Annotated in this window: 14 protein-coding genes; 11 read left to right on the top strand and 3 right to left on the bottom strand. The window is 68.8% G+C overall.

What is annotated here, in order from left to right; genetic code table 11:
* Positions 1–208 precede the first annotated feature (208 nt).
* The 11 genes from FHT38_RS12915 to FHT38_RS12865 all read left to right on the top strand — a co-directional run bounded on the left by FHT38_RS12915 (position 209) and on the right by FHT38_RS12865 (position 10,433).
* On the top strand, positions 209–964 hold the full coding sequence (locus FHT38_RS12915; protein ID WP_183492014.1) for a hypothetical protein: 756 nt from the start codon (positions 209–211) through the stop codon (positions 962–964).
* Entirely contained in the window at positions 964–1,320 is a 357-nt protein-coding gene (locus FHT38_RS12910; protein WP_183492013.1) for a 4Fe-4S binding protein, read from the top strand. The genes FHT38_RS12915 and FHT38_RS12910 overlap by 1 nt, the downstream gene beginning before the upstream one ends.
* Positions 1,298–2,029 carry a response regulator transcription factor gene (locus FHT38_RS12905; RefSeq protein ID WP_183480347.1) on the top strand — a complete coding sequence of 244 codons (732 nt, stop codon included), beginning with the start codon at positions 1,298–1,300 and terminating at the stop codon, positions 2,027–2,029. Before FHT38_RS12910 ends, FHT38_RS12905 begins: the two co-directional genes overlap by 23 nt.
* Positions 2,026–3,348 carry a cell wall metabolism sensor histidine kinase WalK gene (locus tag FHT38_RS12900; protein ID WP_255488675.1) on the top strand — a complete coding sequence of 441 codons (1,323 nt, stop codon included), beginning with the start codon at positions 2,026–2,028 and terminating at the stop codon, positions 3,346–3,348. The genes FHT38_RS12905 and FHT38_RS12900 overlap by 4 nt, the downstream gene beginning before the upstream one ends.
* Before the next feature lie 235 nt (positions 3,349–3,583).
* Positions 3,584–4,222 carry a hypothetical protein gene (locus FHT38_RS12895; RefSeq protein ID WP_147242869.1) on the top strand — a complete coding sequence of 213 codons (639 nt, stop codon included), beginning with the start codon at positions 3,584–3,586 and terminating at the stop codon, positions 4,220–4,222.
* Between the two features lie 131 nt (positions 4,223–4,353).
* Positions 4,354–5,037, top strand: a complete 684-nt coding sequence (locus FHT38_RS12890; RefSeq protein WP_183480343.1) for a response regulator transcription factor — start codon at positions 4,354–4,356, stop codon at positions 5,035–5,037.
* Positions 5,021–6,538 carry an ATP-binding protein gene (locus FHT38_RS12885; RefSeq protein ID WP_183492012.1) on the top strand — a complete coding sequence of 506 codons (1,518 nt, stop codon included), beginning with the start codon at positions 5,021–5,023 and terminating at the stop codon, positions 6,536–6,538. The genes FHT38_RS12890 and FHT38_RS12885 overlap by 17 nt, the downstream gene beginning before the upstream one ends.
* 91 nt (positions 6,539–6,629) lie before the next feature.
* A complete protein-coding gene (locus tag FHT38_RS12880; RefSeq protein WP_091733320.1) occupies positions 6,630–7,079 on the top strand; it encodes a helix-turn-helix transcriptional regulator in 450 nt (149 codons plus the stop codon).
* 76 nt (positions 7,080–7,155) lie between these two features.
* Complete coding sequence (locus FHT38_RS12875) at positions 7,156–7,569, top strand: VOC family protein (RefSeq protein WP_147240479.1); 414 nt, start codon at positions 7,156–7,158, stop codon at positions 7,567–7,569.
* A gap of 12 nt (positions 7,570–7,581) precedes the next feature.
* On the top strand, positions 7,582–8,019 hold the full coding sequence (locus FHT38_RS12870; RefSeq protein WP_183492011.1) for a DUF1801 domain-containing protein: 438 nt from the start codon (positions 7,582–7,584) through the stop codon (positions 8,017–8,019).
* A complete protein-coding gene (locus tag FHT38_RS12865; protein ID WP_404935708.1) occupies positions 8,016–10,433 on the top strand; it encodes a diguanylate cyclase domain-containing protein in 2,418 nt (805 codons plus the stop codon). Before FHT38_RS12870 ends, FHT38_RS12865 begins: the two co-directional genes overlap by 4 nt.
* A 217-nt stretch (positions 10,434–10,650) precedes the next feature.
* Here the strand turns inward: FHT38_RS12865 and FHT38_RS12860 are convergent, their stop codons facing one another.
* The 3 genes from FHT38_RS12860 to FHT38_RS12850 are packed head-to-tail and all read right to left on the bottom strand — an operon-like array spanning position 10,651 to position 14,357.
* Entirely contained in the window at positions 10,651–11,238 is a 588-nt protein-coding gene (locus tag FHT38_RS12860) for a hypothetical protein (RefSeq protein WP_183492009.1), read from the bottom strand.
* 30 nt (positions 11,239–11,268) lie between these two features.
* Entirely contained in the window at positions 11,269–12,546 is a 1,278-nt protein-coding gene (locus FHT38_RS12855; protein WP_183492008.1) for an ATP-dependent helicase, read from the bottom strand.
* On the bottom strand, positions 12,543–14,357 hold the full coding sequence (locus FHT38_RS12850) for an ATP-dependent endonuclease (RefSeq protein WP_183492007.1): 1,815 nt from the start codon (positions 14,355–14,357) through the stop codon (positions 12,543–12,545). The genes FHT38_RS12855 and FHT38_RS12850 overlap by 4 nt, the downstream gene beginning before the upstream one ends.
* Positions 14,358–14,487: the final 130 nt, after the last annotated feature.

The raw sequence follows: 14,487 nt of genomic DNA, 5'->3' as shown, positions 1-14,487 counted from the left end.
CCGGCGAGCCCCGTTCCGGGCGCGCGGAACGGGGGACAGCCGAGGGGGGAGAACAGTCGCCCGGGCGGGGGATGTCGAAAACCAGACCCCTGACGCGTCGTGTCAGCAGAGGCGCTGCCTCCCCCTTGGAGGCATTCCGTCGGGTGGGCAGGGGGCGATACAAAACGAAAAGCAGCGATACCGCGGTGAGATGCCCCGACGAGGCGGCATGGGAATCATGGCGACATGGATTCACCGCCCGGACAACCGGGCTTTACCGAGGAACTGCACCATGCACCTGTTTCGACGCTGGAGCCACCACCATGAACGTCAGCACGCTCACTTCGGCCACGATGGTCGCTTCGGTCCTTTCGGCCCTGTGTGTGACGATGGCTTCTACGGCCCGCTGCCCGTCCACGGCCCCTGGCACCGGTTCGCCGGTTTCGGCGGTTTCCCGTGGGGCTGGGGCGGGCTCGGACGCGAGCAATTCCGACACGGCCGCCACCGCCACCACGGTGGCCCTGGTCACCACGGCGGTGATGGGTGGGGCGGCTTCGGCGGGGGCCTGGGACCCGATGCCCACGGTCGCCGCGGCGGGCGGCTGCAAGCCCGGGCCCGCGCCTTTCTGGACCTGAGCGACAGCCAGGCCGAGCTGCTGGAGCGCCTGGTCGACCAGCTCGGCACGGCGCGGCGCGCGGTCAAGGCGCTGGCCCGTGGTCCGGAGGTCGCCCGGCTGATCGAGAGCGACAACTTCCGCCGCGAGGAGGCGCAGGAACTCTTCGACGGCCAGGTCGAGGCGCTGCGGGCGACCGGTCCCGCGCTGTTGGCGGCCGTCGGCGACTTCTTCGACGCGCTCGACTTCGACCAGCAGCAGATGCTGCGTTTCCTGTTGCGCCGGCTGCGTCGCCGCGCCGGACGCGACGGCGGCCGGGGTGGCCACGACCGTCGCGACGATCACGGCGCTGCCAACGACCGGGGCCTTTGATGGACGGCCGCGACTGCCGGCAGCCTCCGGGGCTGCTGCGGCCGGTCATCGACCGCAACCGCTGCGAAGGCAAGGGCGATTGCGTCGAGGTCTGCCCCTATGGCGTGTTCTCGGTCGGCACCTTGCCGGCGGAGCGCCGCAAGGACCTGAGCCTCTTCGGCAAGCTGCGCGGTTATGCGCACGGCTGGCAGCAGGCCTTCACGCCGAATGCCGACGCCTGTCGGGCCTGCGGCCACTGCGTGAAGGCATGCCCGGAGCGCGCCATCACGCTGGTCAGGCACACGCGCGCCGCAGGCTCCCCGGGCCAGGCGGCTGGGCACAATGGACGGCACGATGCACCGACTGCTGCTGATTGACGACGACGAGGCGCTGGCCGCGCCGCTGGCGAGCTACCTGGCGCGTTTCGACTTCGCGCTGAGCGCCGTGACGCGGCCGAGCGCCGCGCTGGCGCGGCTGGCCGAGGAGCGCTTCGACGCGCTGATCCTGGACGGCATGCTGCCGGAGATGGACGGCTTCGCCTTCTGCAAGCGCGTGCGCGGCGGCAGCGAGCCGTGGCGCGAGATCCCGATCCTGATGCTGACCGCGCGGGGCGACCTGACCGATCGGGTGGTGGGCCTGGAGCTGGGCGCGGACGACTACCTGGCCAAACCCTTCGAGCCCCGCGAGCTGGCCGCGCGCCTGCAGACCATCCTGCGCCGCACGCGCCTGGCGCCGGCGGCGGTCGCGCCGGCGACGCTGCTGCGCTTCGAGGGGCTGGAGATCGACACCGCGCGCCGCCTGGTCACGGCCGGCACCGGCCCCGTCGAGCTGACCAGTACCGAATACGAGCTGCTGGTGATGCTCGCCCGCGAGCCCGGGCGGGTGTTCTCCCGCGACGAGATCCTGAACCGGCTGCGCGGTCAGGAGGCCGACCTGTTCACCCGGGCGGTGGACATCCTGGTGAGCCGCATGCGTCGCAAGCTCGAGCCGCTGGAGGCGCTCAAGACGCTGCGCAACGCGGGCTACTGCTTCGCGTTGCCGGTGGCGGGCGGTGCGGCGCCCGGCGGCGGGGAGGGCGGGTCATGAAGGGACCGCGTCATCCCTACGACCATTGGCTCGACCGGCTCGACCGGCGGGACCGGCGCGGCGATCGTGATGACGGCAATGGCGGCAACGACCGCGATGCGCCGTGGGAACGGCGCCCGGGCGGCGCGGCCGGCCCGGACGGTCCCGGCGGTCCCGGCGAGTGGGGCGACCCCCGCTGCGGCGATCCGCGCTGGCATGCGCCGCGCGACGCCTGGTGGTTGCGCCTGCACGAGGAACGGCTCAGGCACCACCGCAAGCGCCTGGACAAGATGCGGCGCTGGGCGGAGATGGAGGCCATGGGCGGCCCGTTCCCGCGGGGCCGCGGCTGGCGCTGGCATATGCGGGCGCGCAACCGCTGGCACCAGCGGTGGCATCGCCACCATGCGCACTTCAAGCATTCGCTGGGCGCGCGGCTGATCGCGATCTTCGTCGTGCTGGCCTGCGCGGGTAGCGCGATCCTGTGGGGCTCGATGAAGGTCGAGTACGGGTGGCTCTGGGCCGTGCCGCTGCTGTTGCTGGTGACCGGCCTGGCCTACGGCGGCATCCGCCGCCTGGTGGCGCCGCTGCGCGAGCTGGCGGCGGGCGCGGAGGCCTTCGGGCGCGGCGACCTCGCGCATCGCGTGCCCATCCGCCACCGCGACGAGATCGGCGACCTGGCGCACCGCTTCAACCAGATGGCCCAGGACATCCAGGCGATGCTCGACGGCAAGCGCGCCCTGCTGCTGGCGATCAGCCATGAGCTGCGCAGCCCGCTGACGCGCGCGCGGCTGCATGCGGAACTGGTCGACGAGGGGGCCTCGAAGGCGGCGCTGCTGGACGAGCTGGCGCAGATGCGGGAGCTGATCTCGGCCCTGCTGGAGAGCGAGCGGCTGGGCAGCGGGCATCGCGCGCTGCAGGTCGGCGATTGCGACCTCGGCGCGCTGGCGCGCGAGCAGGACCAGCTGGGCGTCACGCTCAGCATCGATCCCGACCTGCCCGTGCTGCAGCTGGACCGGATGCGGGTGCAACTGCTGCTGCGCAACCTGGTGCACAACGCGCTGCGTCACAACGACGCGGCGAGCGGCCCGGTGCGGGTCAGCGTCGAGCGCGATGGCGACGGCGTGCGGCTCACCGTGCGCGACCACGGCCCCGGCGTGCCGCCCGAGGCGCTCCCACAGCTCGGCCAGCCCTTCTTCCGCCCCGACGAGGCGCGCGCGCGCAGCGAAGGCGGCGTGGGCCTGGGACTGTCGCTGTGCCGGCTCGTGGCCGAGGCGCACGGCAGCCGGCTCGAGTTGCGCAATGCCGAACCGGGGTTCGAGGCGGTCGTGCGATTCCGCTGAGCCGCCTCAAGCGAGTGGCTCTCGTCGCAGGTCCCACCGAGACAAGTCGGTCGCCCCACGAGGACTGGTGTGGCGCTCATGCCGACGGTTTCATCGAATCGATTTCATTGATCTTTTCGTGCCAGGTCTTGCGCCGGCCACGCTGAAGATGCATCCCCCGCGTCGCTGATGCGGTCCCTGTCATCCCCACGAAGGTGATGCCTATGCATTGATCCGATCCGAACTGGAGCTGTCCATGTCCACGATGTCCCTCTCTCCCTCCGCCCCGGCCATTCCGGCCGTCCCGATGACGCCGTCCGGCTGTCCCGTCACCGCCGCCGCGGCACTGCTCGACGAGGCCGACGAGCCTGACGAGCGCAACGAGTCCGACGGGCTCGACGAGCGCGACCTGCCCAAGGCGGCCCGCGGCGCCAGCGCGCCTCCGCCGGCACCGCCGCCGCCGCCCCCGCGTCCCCCGAAGCTGCTGTTCATGCAGGAGGTCCTCGAGCAGATCCGCCCCCTGGAGGGCATGACGCGCGAGGAGTTCGAGGCCTTCCTCTACAGCTCGCGGATGTATCCCTCGCTGAGCCGCTTCGAGCCCGCCTGCGTCGAGTATTTCGTCCCGCGCAGCGACATCACCGTCGGCCTGGCGATGAAGACGCTGCGCGAGCGCATCGAGCATGCGGCGGTCGTGGCCGAACTCGTCTACCGCCTCAAGCGCGACGATGACGAGGACGGCGCGCTGTGCAACGACGACGAGGCCGTCATCGCCTCCGCCGCGATCCGCGACGACCTGCGCGAGGCGCTGGGCATGCTCGGCGTCTACGAGCAGGCCATCCGCGACGGGGTGGCCGTCGTCCAGTACCACCAGCGGGTGCCGGCCGAGGTCGCTTGAGCGACGACCGGGGAGAGGGGAGCGGCCGCCGTGTCGCTCCGGTAAGACACGGGTAAGGCGCTGGAGCGGACGATGGCCATCCCTTGCCTCCCTGCCTCCCTTACCATGTGCCGCTTCGGCCCCCTCTCCCCATGAATCGAATCGCCCTGGTGGAGGATCACGTCCGGCTTGCCGGACTGATCCGTCAGGCCCTGCAGGCCGCCGGCATCCCGACGGACGTCTTCCATGCGATGGAGGCGGCCTGGGTCGCGCATCGCGAGGTCGGCTATGCGGCGCTGGTCATCGATCGGGGCCTGCCCGACGGCGACGGCCTGGCGCTGGTCAAGCGCCTGCGGGCCGAGCGGCAGGGCACGCCCTGCCTGATGCTGACCGCGCGGGATGCGCTCCATGACCGGGTCGAGGGCCTGGAGTCCGGCGCCGACGATTACCTCGCCAAGCCCTTTCCGATGGAGGAACTGGTGGCGCGGGTGCGGGCGCTGATGCGCCGCCCGGCGGCGGTGCGCCCGCCGCGCGCCCTGTTCGGCGACATCGAGGTCGACGTCGGCGAGGCGCTGCTGCTGCGCGGGGGCGCCTCGGTGGCGCTGGCGCCGGCGGAGCTGCAGATCGCGATCACGCTGGTGCAGCAGCAGGGGCGCACGGTCCGGCGCGCGGCGTTGGAGGCGGCGGCCTGGGGGCTGTCCGACGCGGTGACGCCGAATGCGCTCGATGTCGCGCTGCATCGTCTGCGCAAGAAGCTGGCGTCGCTCGGATCGAGCCTGCGCATCGTCAATCTCCGGAACCATGGATATGCGCTTCAAGATGCGGTGGCCGAATAGCCTGCGCAACCGGGTGCTGGCGGTGCTGGCGGCCAGCATGGTGCTCAGCGCGCTGCTGGTGGGCCTGGCGTCCACCGTGCTGTGGGAGCCGTTCACGCGCTGGGTGCTGCGCGATCAGATCGAGGACAACGGCGCCGCGCTGGCCCGGCACATGCGCTTCGATGCCGCGGGGCGTCCGAGCGGTTTCGACGAGGCCAAGATCGAGCCCTGGCTCTTCGAGAGCTTCCGGGCGGAGGTCCTGTTGCGGGTCATCGACGCCAACGGCCGCGCCATCTATGCCACCGACGGCGAGACGGCGGTGCTCACCCGGAACGGCAAGGGCTTCGAGCCCTGGCGCCAGTCCTTCACCTTCACGCACCGCGGCGTGGCCATGCATGGCGTGACGATTCCGCGCGAGCACGCCGGCAAGCGGCTGTTCGTCCAGTTCGCGGTCAGCGACCGCATGGTGCTGCAGATGCGCGAGTCGATCGGGCTGGACGTCCTGCGCCAGGGCCTCATGGCCTTGGCGGCGACCTTCGTGCTGGTCTTCTTCGTGACGATTCACCTGGCGCTGCGGCAGGCGCTGCAGCCGGTGCGCGAGGCTTCCAGCGCGGCACGCCGCATCGCGCCGCGCACGCTCGATCAGCGATTGCCGGCCGCCGGCCAGCCGCGCGAACTGCGGCCGCTGGTCGAGGCCTTCAACGCGGCGCTGGACCGGCTGCAGGGGGGCTTCAAGACGCAGCAGGAGTTCCTCTCCAACGCGGCGCATGAGTTGAAGACGCCGCTGGCGCTGATCCGCGCGCAGGTGGAACTGGCGGAGCCGGGCGTGTGGCGCGAGCAGATCCTGGAGGACGTCGACCGTGTCGCGCGCCAGGTGCAGCAGCTGTTGCTGCTGGCCGAAGCCAGCGAGCAGCGCAACTACCGGGTCGAGGCGATCGATCCCAAGCCCGCCGTGCGCGAGGTTTTCGACTTCATGGAGCGGGTGGCCGGGCAGCGTGGCGTGACGCTGGGTCTGCGGCTGAGCCCGGAGCTGCGCTTCTGGCAGGCGGACCGGGGCGCGCTGTTCACGTTGCTGAAGAACCTGGTCGAGAACGCGATCCAGCACAGCCCGCCGGGCGGCGTGGTGACGCTGGCCGTGAGCCCCGACGGGTTCTCGGTGCTGGACTGCGGCAAGGGCGTGGCCGAGGAAGATCTGCCGCGGCTGTTCGAGCGCTTCTGGCGCGGCGTCGACCGGCGCGAGCAGGGCGCAGGCCTGGGCCTGGCGATCTGCACCGAGATCGCCGCGGCCCACGGCTGGCGGCTGAGCGCACACCGCCGCTCGCCGGGGCTGGAGCTGCGCTGCGACATGACCGCGACCGCGACCGCTGAGCCCGCCGCGCCGTCGGCCGAGGCGCCGTCGGCCGAGGCGCCGGCGGACGCGCCGCCGCGAGTGCCGGTGCTGGACATCGCGCCGCCCGGGCGTGCCGCTGCCCGCGGATTCCAGGCGGACTATGCGCAGTCAATGCGGCGGGCGCTGTTCTGACGGGACCGTCTGACTTCCGGCACGGGCGCCTCCGGGATGGTCCCGAGCTCCCGGTTTGAGTTCCTCGCGTGGCGCTGGGTAGGATGCCCGGATGCCTGCCGCCGCCGACCCTTCGCCCGACACCCGCCTGCGCGACCTCGCCCGCCTGCGCCGCGTGCGCGACCGGATCGATCGCGAGTACGCCCAGCCGCTGGACGTCGAGGCGCTGGCCGCGGGCGTGCACATGTCCTCCGGTCACCTGAGCCGGCAGTTCCGCCTGGCTTACGGCGAGTCCGTCTACGCCTACCTGATGACCCGCCGCATCGAGCGCGCCATGGCGCTGCTGCGCCGCGGCGACCTCAGCGTCACCGAGGTCTGCTTCGAGGTTGGGTGCGCCTCGCTGGGCACCTTCAGCACGCGCTTCACCGAGCTCGTCGGCGTCCCGCCGAGCGCCTACCGCCGCGACGCAGCGCGCGAGGGCGAGGGCCTGCCGTCCTGCGTGGCCAAGCAGGTGACGCGTCCGATCAGGAATCGAGAAGCGCCGGAGAAACAGCCCACCTAGACTGCGTCGCATGGGTCCGGAACCCCGGCGGCGACGGCCGCCGACTACGCTGACCGCAACCGATCTGGAGATTCACATGGACATCACCATCCACTCGACCTTCCTGCCGCACACCGACGCCGAGGCCTCGCTGGCCTTCTACCGCGACGGCCTGGACTTCGAGATCCGCAAGGACGTCGCCTTCGGCGGCAACCGCTGGATCACCATCGGCCCCAAGGGCAAACCCGACACCTCCATCGTGCTGTTCCCGCCGAACGCGACGCCCGGCGTCACCGACGAGGAGAAGCGCACCATCGCCGAGATGATGGCCAAGGGCACCTTCGCGATGCTGCTGCTCGGCGCGAAGGACCTGGACGCGACCTTCCAGCGCCTGCAGTCGCAGGACGCGGAGATCGTGCAGGAGCCCACCGACCAGCCCTACGGCGTGCGCGACTTCGGCGTGCGCGACCCGGCCGGCAACATGATCCGTATCCAGCAGCTGAAGAACTGAGCGGAGGACGACATGCCCACCACGACCCCGAGCCCGACGACCGAAGCGGCTGGCGCCGTCGATGCCGCCGCGATGATCGATGCCCGCATCGCCGAGCTCGGCGACTGGCGCGGCGAGATGCTGGCGCGGCTGCGCCGGCTGATGAAGGAGGCGGTGCCCGGCGTCGAGGAGACCTGGAAGTGGCGGGGCACGCCGGTCTGGGAACGCAACGGCCAGATCTGCACCGGCGAGACCTACAAGGAGGTCGTGAAGATGACCTTCGCGAAGGGCGCGAAGCTGGCCGATCCGACCCGGCTCTTCAATTCCAGCCTCGATGGCAACGTGCGCCGCGCCATCGACATCCGCCAGGGCGACCCGGTGGACGAGCAGGCGCTCAAGGCGCTGTTCAAGGCCGCCGCTGCGCTGAACGACACGGCGGCGAAGCCGAAAAAGGCGACGCGCGCGGCGTGACGCCGGCCTGGGCCCCGATCAACCTTCGAGGGCCCGGCGACGGGCGGCATGCCAGGGGGGAGGACCAGTCATGCATCGATTCCACGGGCGTCCCGGGCTTCCGGTGCCCTGACACCGTGACGGGCGTCTACGACCCGCAGCTGGTGGCGCTGTCCATCGTGACGGCGGTGATCGCCTCGTTCGTCGCGCTGGACATGGCGACGCGGGTGGTCGCGGCCGCCGGGTCGCCGGTGCGCATGGCGCTGTGGCTCGCCTGCGGCGCGCTGGCGATGGGCACCGGCATCTGGGCCATGCACTTCGTGGGCATGCTGGCGTTCTCGCTGCCCATCGCGCTGGCTTATGACGTGCCGGTCACGCTGGCGTCGCTCGCGGTGGCGGCCTTGTCTTCGGCGCTGGCGCTGCACACGATCGCGCGGCCCAGCCTGGGACGGCGGCGGCTGCTGATCGCCGGCACGCTGATGGGGCTGGGCATCGCCTGCATGCATTACCTCGGCATGGAGGCGATGCGGATGCAGCCCGGCATCCGCTACGACCCGGCGCTGTTCGCGCTGTCCGTGGTGCTGGCGGTGGCGGCCTCGACGGCGGCGCTGCTGATCTGTTTCCGGCTGCGGCACGAGACCATCGTCACCGGGCCCTGGAAGAAGTCGGCGAGCGCCGTCGTCATGGGCGCGGCGATCGTGGGCATGCATTACACCGGCATGGCGGCGGCCAATTTCCCGGAGGGCGGCGTCTGCGGCGCGCTGGCCGATGGCATGGGCGGCGCCTGGCTGGGTTTCGTGATCGCGGGGCTGGCGACGCTGTTCCTGCTGACCACGCTGCTCAGCTCCGTTTATGAGGCGACGCCGCCGACCATCCGGTCGCGGTTGGTGTTCCTGGTCATCGCCGCCGTCATGCCGGTGGCCGTGATGACGCTGGCGCTGGTGCTGCTGGACTTCCAGCGCGTGCGGGACGTGAAGGCCGGCGACCGCCTGAACACCGCGCGCGCCATCGCGGCCGCGGTGGACCGGGACCTGAGCGGGGTCGAATCGGGCCTGCGCGTCCTGGCGGCCTCGCAGCTGCCGCCGGGCGACGGGCTCGCGGCGTTCTCGCTCGAGGCGCGGGAGGCGATGCCGCTGCTGCACGCCTCCGGGCTGCGGCTGGAGGATTCCGCCGGCAACCTGGTGATGGACATCCGCCAGCCCCGGCATGGCTCGACGGTGGTCGCGGGCGCGTCCGGCGCGTCGTCGCCCGCGGTGGCGCCGAGGCCGGTGTCGGCGCCCACCGAGGCGAAGGCGCCGCTTTCAGGAGAGCCTTCGCCAGAGCAGTTGATCGAGGTCTCGGTGCCCTTGCCGGCGGACAAGGTGGCGCTGCTTCAAGGCGCGACGGCGCTGCGCGCGCGGCTCGCGCCGGACCGCTTGAGAGACCTGCTGGCGTTGCAGCAGATGGACCCGGACTGGCTCGCGACGGTGTATGACCGCGAGGGTCGCGTCGTGGCGCGCACGCGGGGCGCGGAGCGCTACTTCGGCGTCGAGGCGCCGCGGGACCTGCTGCTCAAGCTGCGTGGGCAGTGGGAGGGGCTGATGGACACGACCAGCCTCGATGGGGTCGCGGTGCAGACGGCGTTCGTGCGGACGGAATCGTCGGGGTGGGCGGTGGGCATCAGCGTGCCGAGCGCGAGCCTGCGGCTGCCATTGACGCGGGCGTTGGCGTGGCTGGTGGGCGGCTTCATGCTGACGATCGCGGGCAGCCTGCTGCTGGCGTGGCGGATCGGCGGCCGGATCGCCGGCGCGGTCCAGGCCTTGACGCAGCCGGCGCTGGCCTTGGGCACGGGCGCGGCGGTGGAGGTGCCGCCACTGGGCGTGGTGGAAGTCGATCGGGTGGGGCGCGCGTTGACGCACGCGGCGCGACTGCTGGACGCGGCGCAGCACGAGGCGAATCACGACGCGCTGACGGGGCTGGCGAATCGCTCGCTGTTCCGGCAGATGGTGCAGCAGCAGCTGGCGCTCGCGCGCCGCAACGGGACCAGCGTGGCGGTGCTCTATGTCGATCTGGACGGCTTCAAGGAGGTCAACGACACGCACGGACATGGGGTCGGCGACCTGCTGTTGAAGGAGGCCGCGCAGCGCTTGCGCGCGGCGGTGAGGGCAGGGGACTTGGTGGCGCGGTTGGGGGGCGATGAATTCGCGGTCGCGCTGGTGCACCCCGGACAGCGGGGTGCGGCCAAGGTTGCGGCCAAGCTGGTGCAGGCGTTGTCGGAGCCCTTTGAGCTTGGTGGGCTGCGGGTATCGGTGTCGGCGAGCATCGGCGGCGCGTCGGCGCCGTCGTCGCCGGCGGAGGAGCCCGCCGATTGCGACGCACTGCTGGAACAGGCCGACGCGGCGATGTATCAGGCGAAGCAGTCGGGGAAGTCGAGGTTTGTGTTGGCGGGGGTGTAGGGGCTCGAAAGACGGAATGACGGAGTGAAACGAGCGGGTGATCAAACTGCAGCGTGCTTCTAGTTCAGCTGAATGCCTTGGATGGAAATGGCTGCCCTCCACCTTGAGGGCGATGTCGGCTGTGCAGCGGTTGCCGTCATCCGCGACTGAGAGTCGGGTCCATTGTTTGGGCACATAGCTGTCATTGGCAGACTCGGCCGGCCAGGCGACCAACTGGCTAGCCGCGGCCATCCACTTGACGGTAGACCCGCCGAATGGCGTCTTGGAACAGGTCCGACGGAAAGAACATACGGGACTTGTACTTTTCGTAGGGATACCGGCGAATGCGGCCTTCGACAAACTTGTCGATGTGTCCCTCAGGGATGTTCAGGTAAGGACCGTCATTCCGCGGCTCAGCAGAGAAGAGAACCTTCGCGAAAGTCACGGCTCCCAAGGTCGCAGTGGCGGCATCGCGTAGGGTGTCGACAACAGTGTCGGCTTCCTCCAATCGCACCAAGCCCAATCGCCTTACGGCGCGGCAGACGATGTCGGGCAGGAACAGCTTCTCTTCGTCGAACCTGCCCGTCTTGACTTCGCATATCCACGCAAGCGTCTGCGACGGGTCAAACCAGTGCCTCAGCGCGGGGTCCCAGTCATCCGGTTGCCCCCCCACCTCTTCAAAGACGTGAGGCGGGCGAACGCCCAACAGGTCGACATCAGCGCGATGCCTGACGACGGAGTCTCTGTGCACCACGAAATTTCCGAGTGGAAAGAAGCCGTTGAGCCTCAGATACCAATACGCCCAGGCCTCGCCATAGTTGTTCATGCAGTCTCCTGAAGACTCGACCAGATGCCGCTATTTGAAGGGGGGTTTGCTTGTGCTGGCGGCGCCTTGCACGATCACCGTGCACTGCAGCTTGGCGCGGGTGATGGCGTTGTAGAGAAGGCGGCGCTTCCCTTCGTCGTCTTGGGCAACCGTGTAGGGCCAGATCACGATGACGACGTCGAACTCACGATTCTTGGCCTGGTGCACGGTGAGAGCACGTTTGCCGCTATCGGTCCGGTTTGCCCGCGCGCGCGTGACCGCAATGACCCTGCGCGCTTGGCCGATGAGCTCTTGGAAGTTGATGCCGACGCGACCAGCCACGTCGCGCTGCCGGAGGGTCCAACGGATCAGCGCATCACGCGCCGTGCCATCGTCGGCTTCGGCAAGGATCTTGTGCGCGACCTCACCGCACGGCATTTCTCCATCGAACGTCATCTGCTCGACGGCCTCCAAAAGTGGAGACTCGGCCATCTCCCATCTCAGCTTGAAGGGGCCGAGCTTTTTCGACCCGCAAGCCTTGGTCGTCACCATCTCGACGACCTCGTCCGCATACCCGCCCTTGCGTGCCGGCGTGATGACGGCGACGCTGCATTTCGGCGTCTTGATTCTCGCGAAGTGGATGGTGGAGGCGAGCAGGGCTGCGGCCTGTGCGGCGCTCGCGCACGCTGCAATTTTGAATCCCTGGCCGGCAACCGGCGCAAGACCTGATCGCAACGCGGATGAAGCATCTAGCAGCGCCGGGACGCTGCAGCGCTGAGGCTTGGAGAGCTCCTCTGGTTTGCATACGGTCGGTAGCCACACAGACACGGGGCTTGGTCGCAACTCCACCTTGAGACACTGAAATTCGTCGTATGCGATCAGGACGCGGGTCCACAGCGCCAGGGCTTCGATGAGCCGCAACCTATGGGAGTCGAGATCTTGGCCTTCGTCCAGCAGTATGCAGGAATAGCCCATAGCCAACCAGTTGCCCACCACGGGCCGCCGGATCAATTCTGCGGCAAGGGAACATTGCTCGTCGAACGACACCGCGTCCGTGCTGGCTTGCGAGATGGACTGGGCCAGGGAGCGCCAGCGCCAGCGGAGCGAGCGCGCGAAGCCATCGACCGTCAGGCATTGGTATTTGCCGCGCAGCTCTGGCATGGCGCGCAGCTTCTGCTCTAGGCGCTGCCGTGCACCGTGCATGAAAGTGAGCGCCAGGACCTGCTGGCCCTCCCCCAAGGGACAGGCTTTCAGGTCTTCATCAGTTCGCTGTAGAAGCCGGTAAGTCTTGCCAAAGCCAGCCGCGCCATTCACGGCCCAGACCGTCATGGCGTGAAGACCCGGACGCGCATGCCGTTGACTACGGAGTGCTTGGTGAACTTGTCACTGTCGACTCCAAGACATTCAGAGGCCATCGCGTTCAGCAGGATCAGACCCCTGAGACGGGCGGGCTCGGAACCTCTGATAGCCTGTGCAACGCTTTCATAGACAGGCCGGTCCTGCTTCAGGCCGCCCGCGGCTCTGTCCTTTGACTTTAGCCGCGTCACCAACTCTGCTGTATTCGCGGCAGCGGGAACGATACCCTCAATGGCGCTTGCAAGAGTTGGATCGCCATCAACGATCCAGCCGATTGCATCCTCGACTGCCCAGCCGTCCGGCCATCGCAATGCTCTAGCCGGCTTCGATGGCAGGACCGCGAGGGCGGTGATATAGCCGTCACCCGCGTCGTCGCCATCCACCAGGCAGGAGATTTGAGGGTGTAGCGGATGCAACCGCTTGAACGTCGGAACTACCTGAGCATCGGTAGTCCTGACGATCCCGACGTGAGTCAGGAACTTCGAGTCGGATCCTGCTTCCCAGGTTTGGCCGGAATCGACGGCGGTTGCCATCAGGCTCAGCAGCTCTACATCGATCGAGCCTTCCGGGATCAGCAGGCAGTCGTGCATCAGCGCCGCAATGGTTTCCTGGCGGTGGATCTCGAATAGCCGCCGCACTGGGTTCGCGTCCGTTGCCAACGATGAAGCGGAGCTCAGCGGCGTGGCTGTGAGCTTTCCGGCGCTATTCCTGAGGACGTGCAGCGCCTTGGGATCAGAGATGCCGGCGACGGTTGGCGAATGGGAGGTGATGAACGTCTGGACCGACAGCGACTGCAGGCGCTGAACGACGCGCCGCTGCAGCGGCGGCGGGATGTGAAGCTCCGGCTCCTCCAAGGCCATCCAGAAGCTCTGGCCAGCCTCCGAGCGTCTTCGGCCGAAATGGAACAGCAGCAGCATGCTCTGCATGGACACCAACCCGGTGCCATGCCGCCGCGCGGGGATGCTCGGACCCTCGTCACCGAATGCGAAGTGAGGGACGAGGGCCTCCATGACCCCATCGCTGTCCGTGCTGGTCAGCCGGAGCCGGAGGTTGGGCGCCTGAGGGAAGAAGCCCTGCAGTTCCGTGTTGAGCGCCTCGACAATGGGCACCAGCTTGTCGTCGGCCTCGACTGGGTTGGCCGGCTGGCGAAGCCTGTCGCGTTCTGCCAGGATGGCTTGTGCTGGCAAGCCGTCGCCACTCGTGACGACGCGTCGAAACAGCTCGCTGCCGAATGAGATGACCCGATCCCAGGTCCGGCTCGCCGGGACAAGAAAAAAGCCCAGTTCGCGCAGCAGGCGCGCCGGTACCGACTGATATGCATCGTCCTCAAACACGTCTACATCGGTGTCATCAACGAAGTAGCGTACCGAATCGACTTCGAGCGAAGCGCGGTCGAAGCGTGCGGCAAATCCAACCTGGCAGGCCAGCGCGGACTTGATGCTGTTGGGCTCAGGAAGGATCTCGCCAGAGTCTTCGTGAACCCACTTTGGCACCGCTCGATCGGGCCCGAACCAGTCGGTGTGTTTGGACGCGTCGTTGCCTTTGAACCCGACGATAGTCGCCGTCAGTTTGATGCGATCCGTTGGCCCCGGGTCGCCGCCGTAGAAGTCGTGCTCGGTCAGACCGCGCACCATCCGTTCGCGGCCAAACAGCAGCGCAAGTGCTTCGATGATCGTTGTCTTGCCACTATTGTTCGCGCCGATGAATACGTTGTGCTCATTTAGCGCGAGCTCCGCTTCCCGAATGCCACGGAAATTCCGAATGCTCAACGACGCCAGTTGCATAGCGCCCCTCCGCTTGTTGAATTCTCAATGTGCGCCAATTTTGTCCTGTGTCCGATCGGCAAGGTCAACACTGCCGGCTTCGTCACCGCTTCGTTGAACTCGATGCAATCGGCTCGCGTTGCGCTCAGTT

Origin of the sequence: Mitsuaria sp. BK041 (assembly GCF_014193085.1) — a bacterium.
GTDB lineage: Bacteria > Pseudomonadota > Gammaproteobacteria > Burkholderiales > Burkholderiaceae_C > Roseateles.
This window is presented reverse-complemented; position numbering and strand designations above follow the sequence as displayed.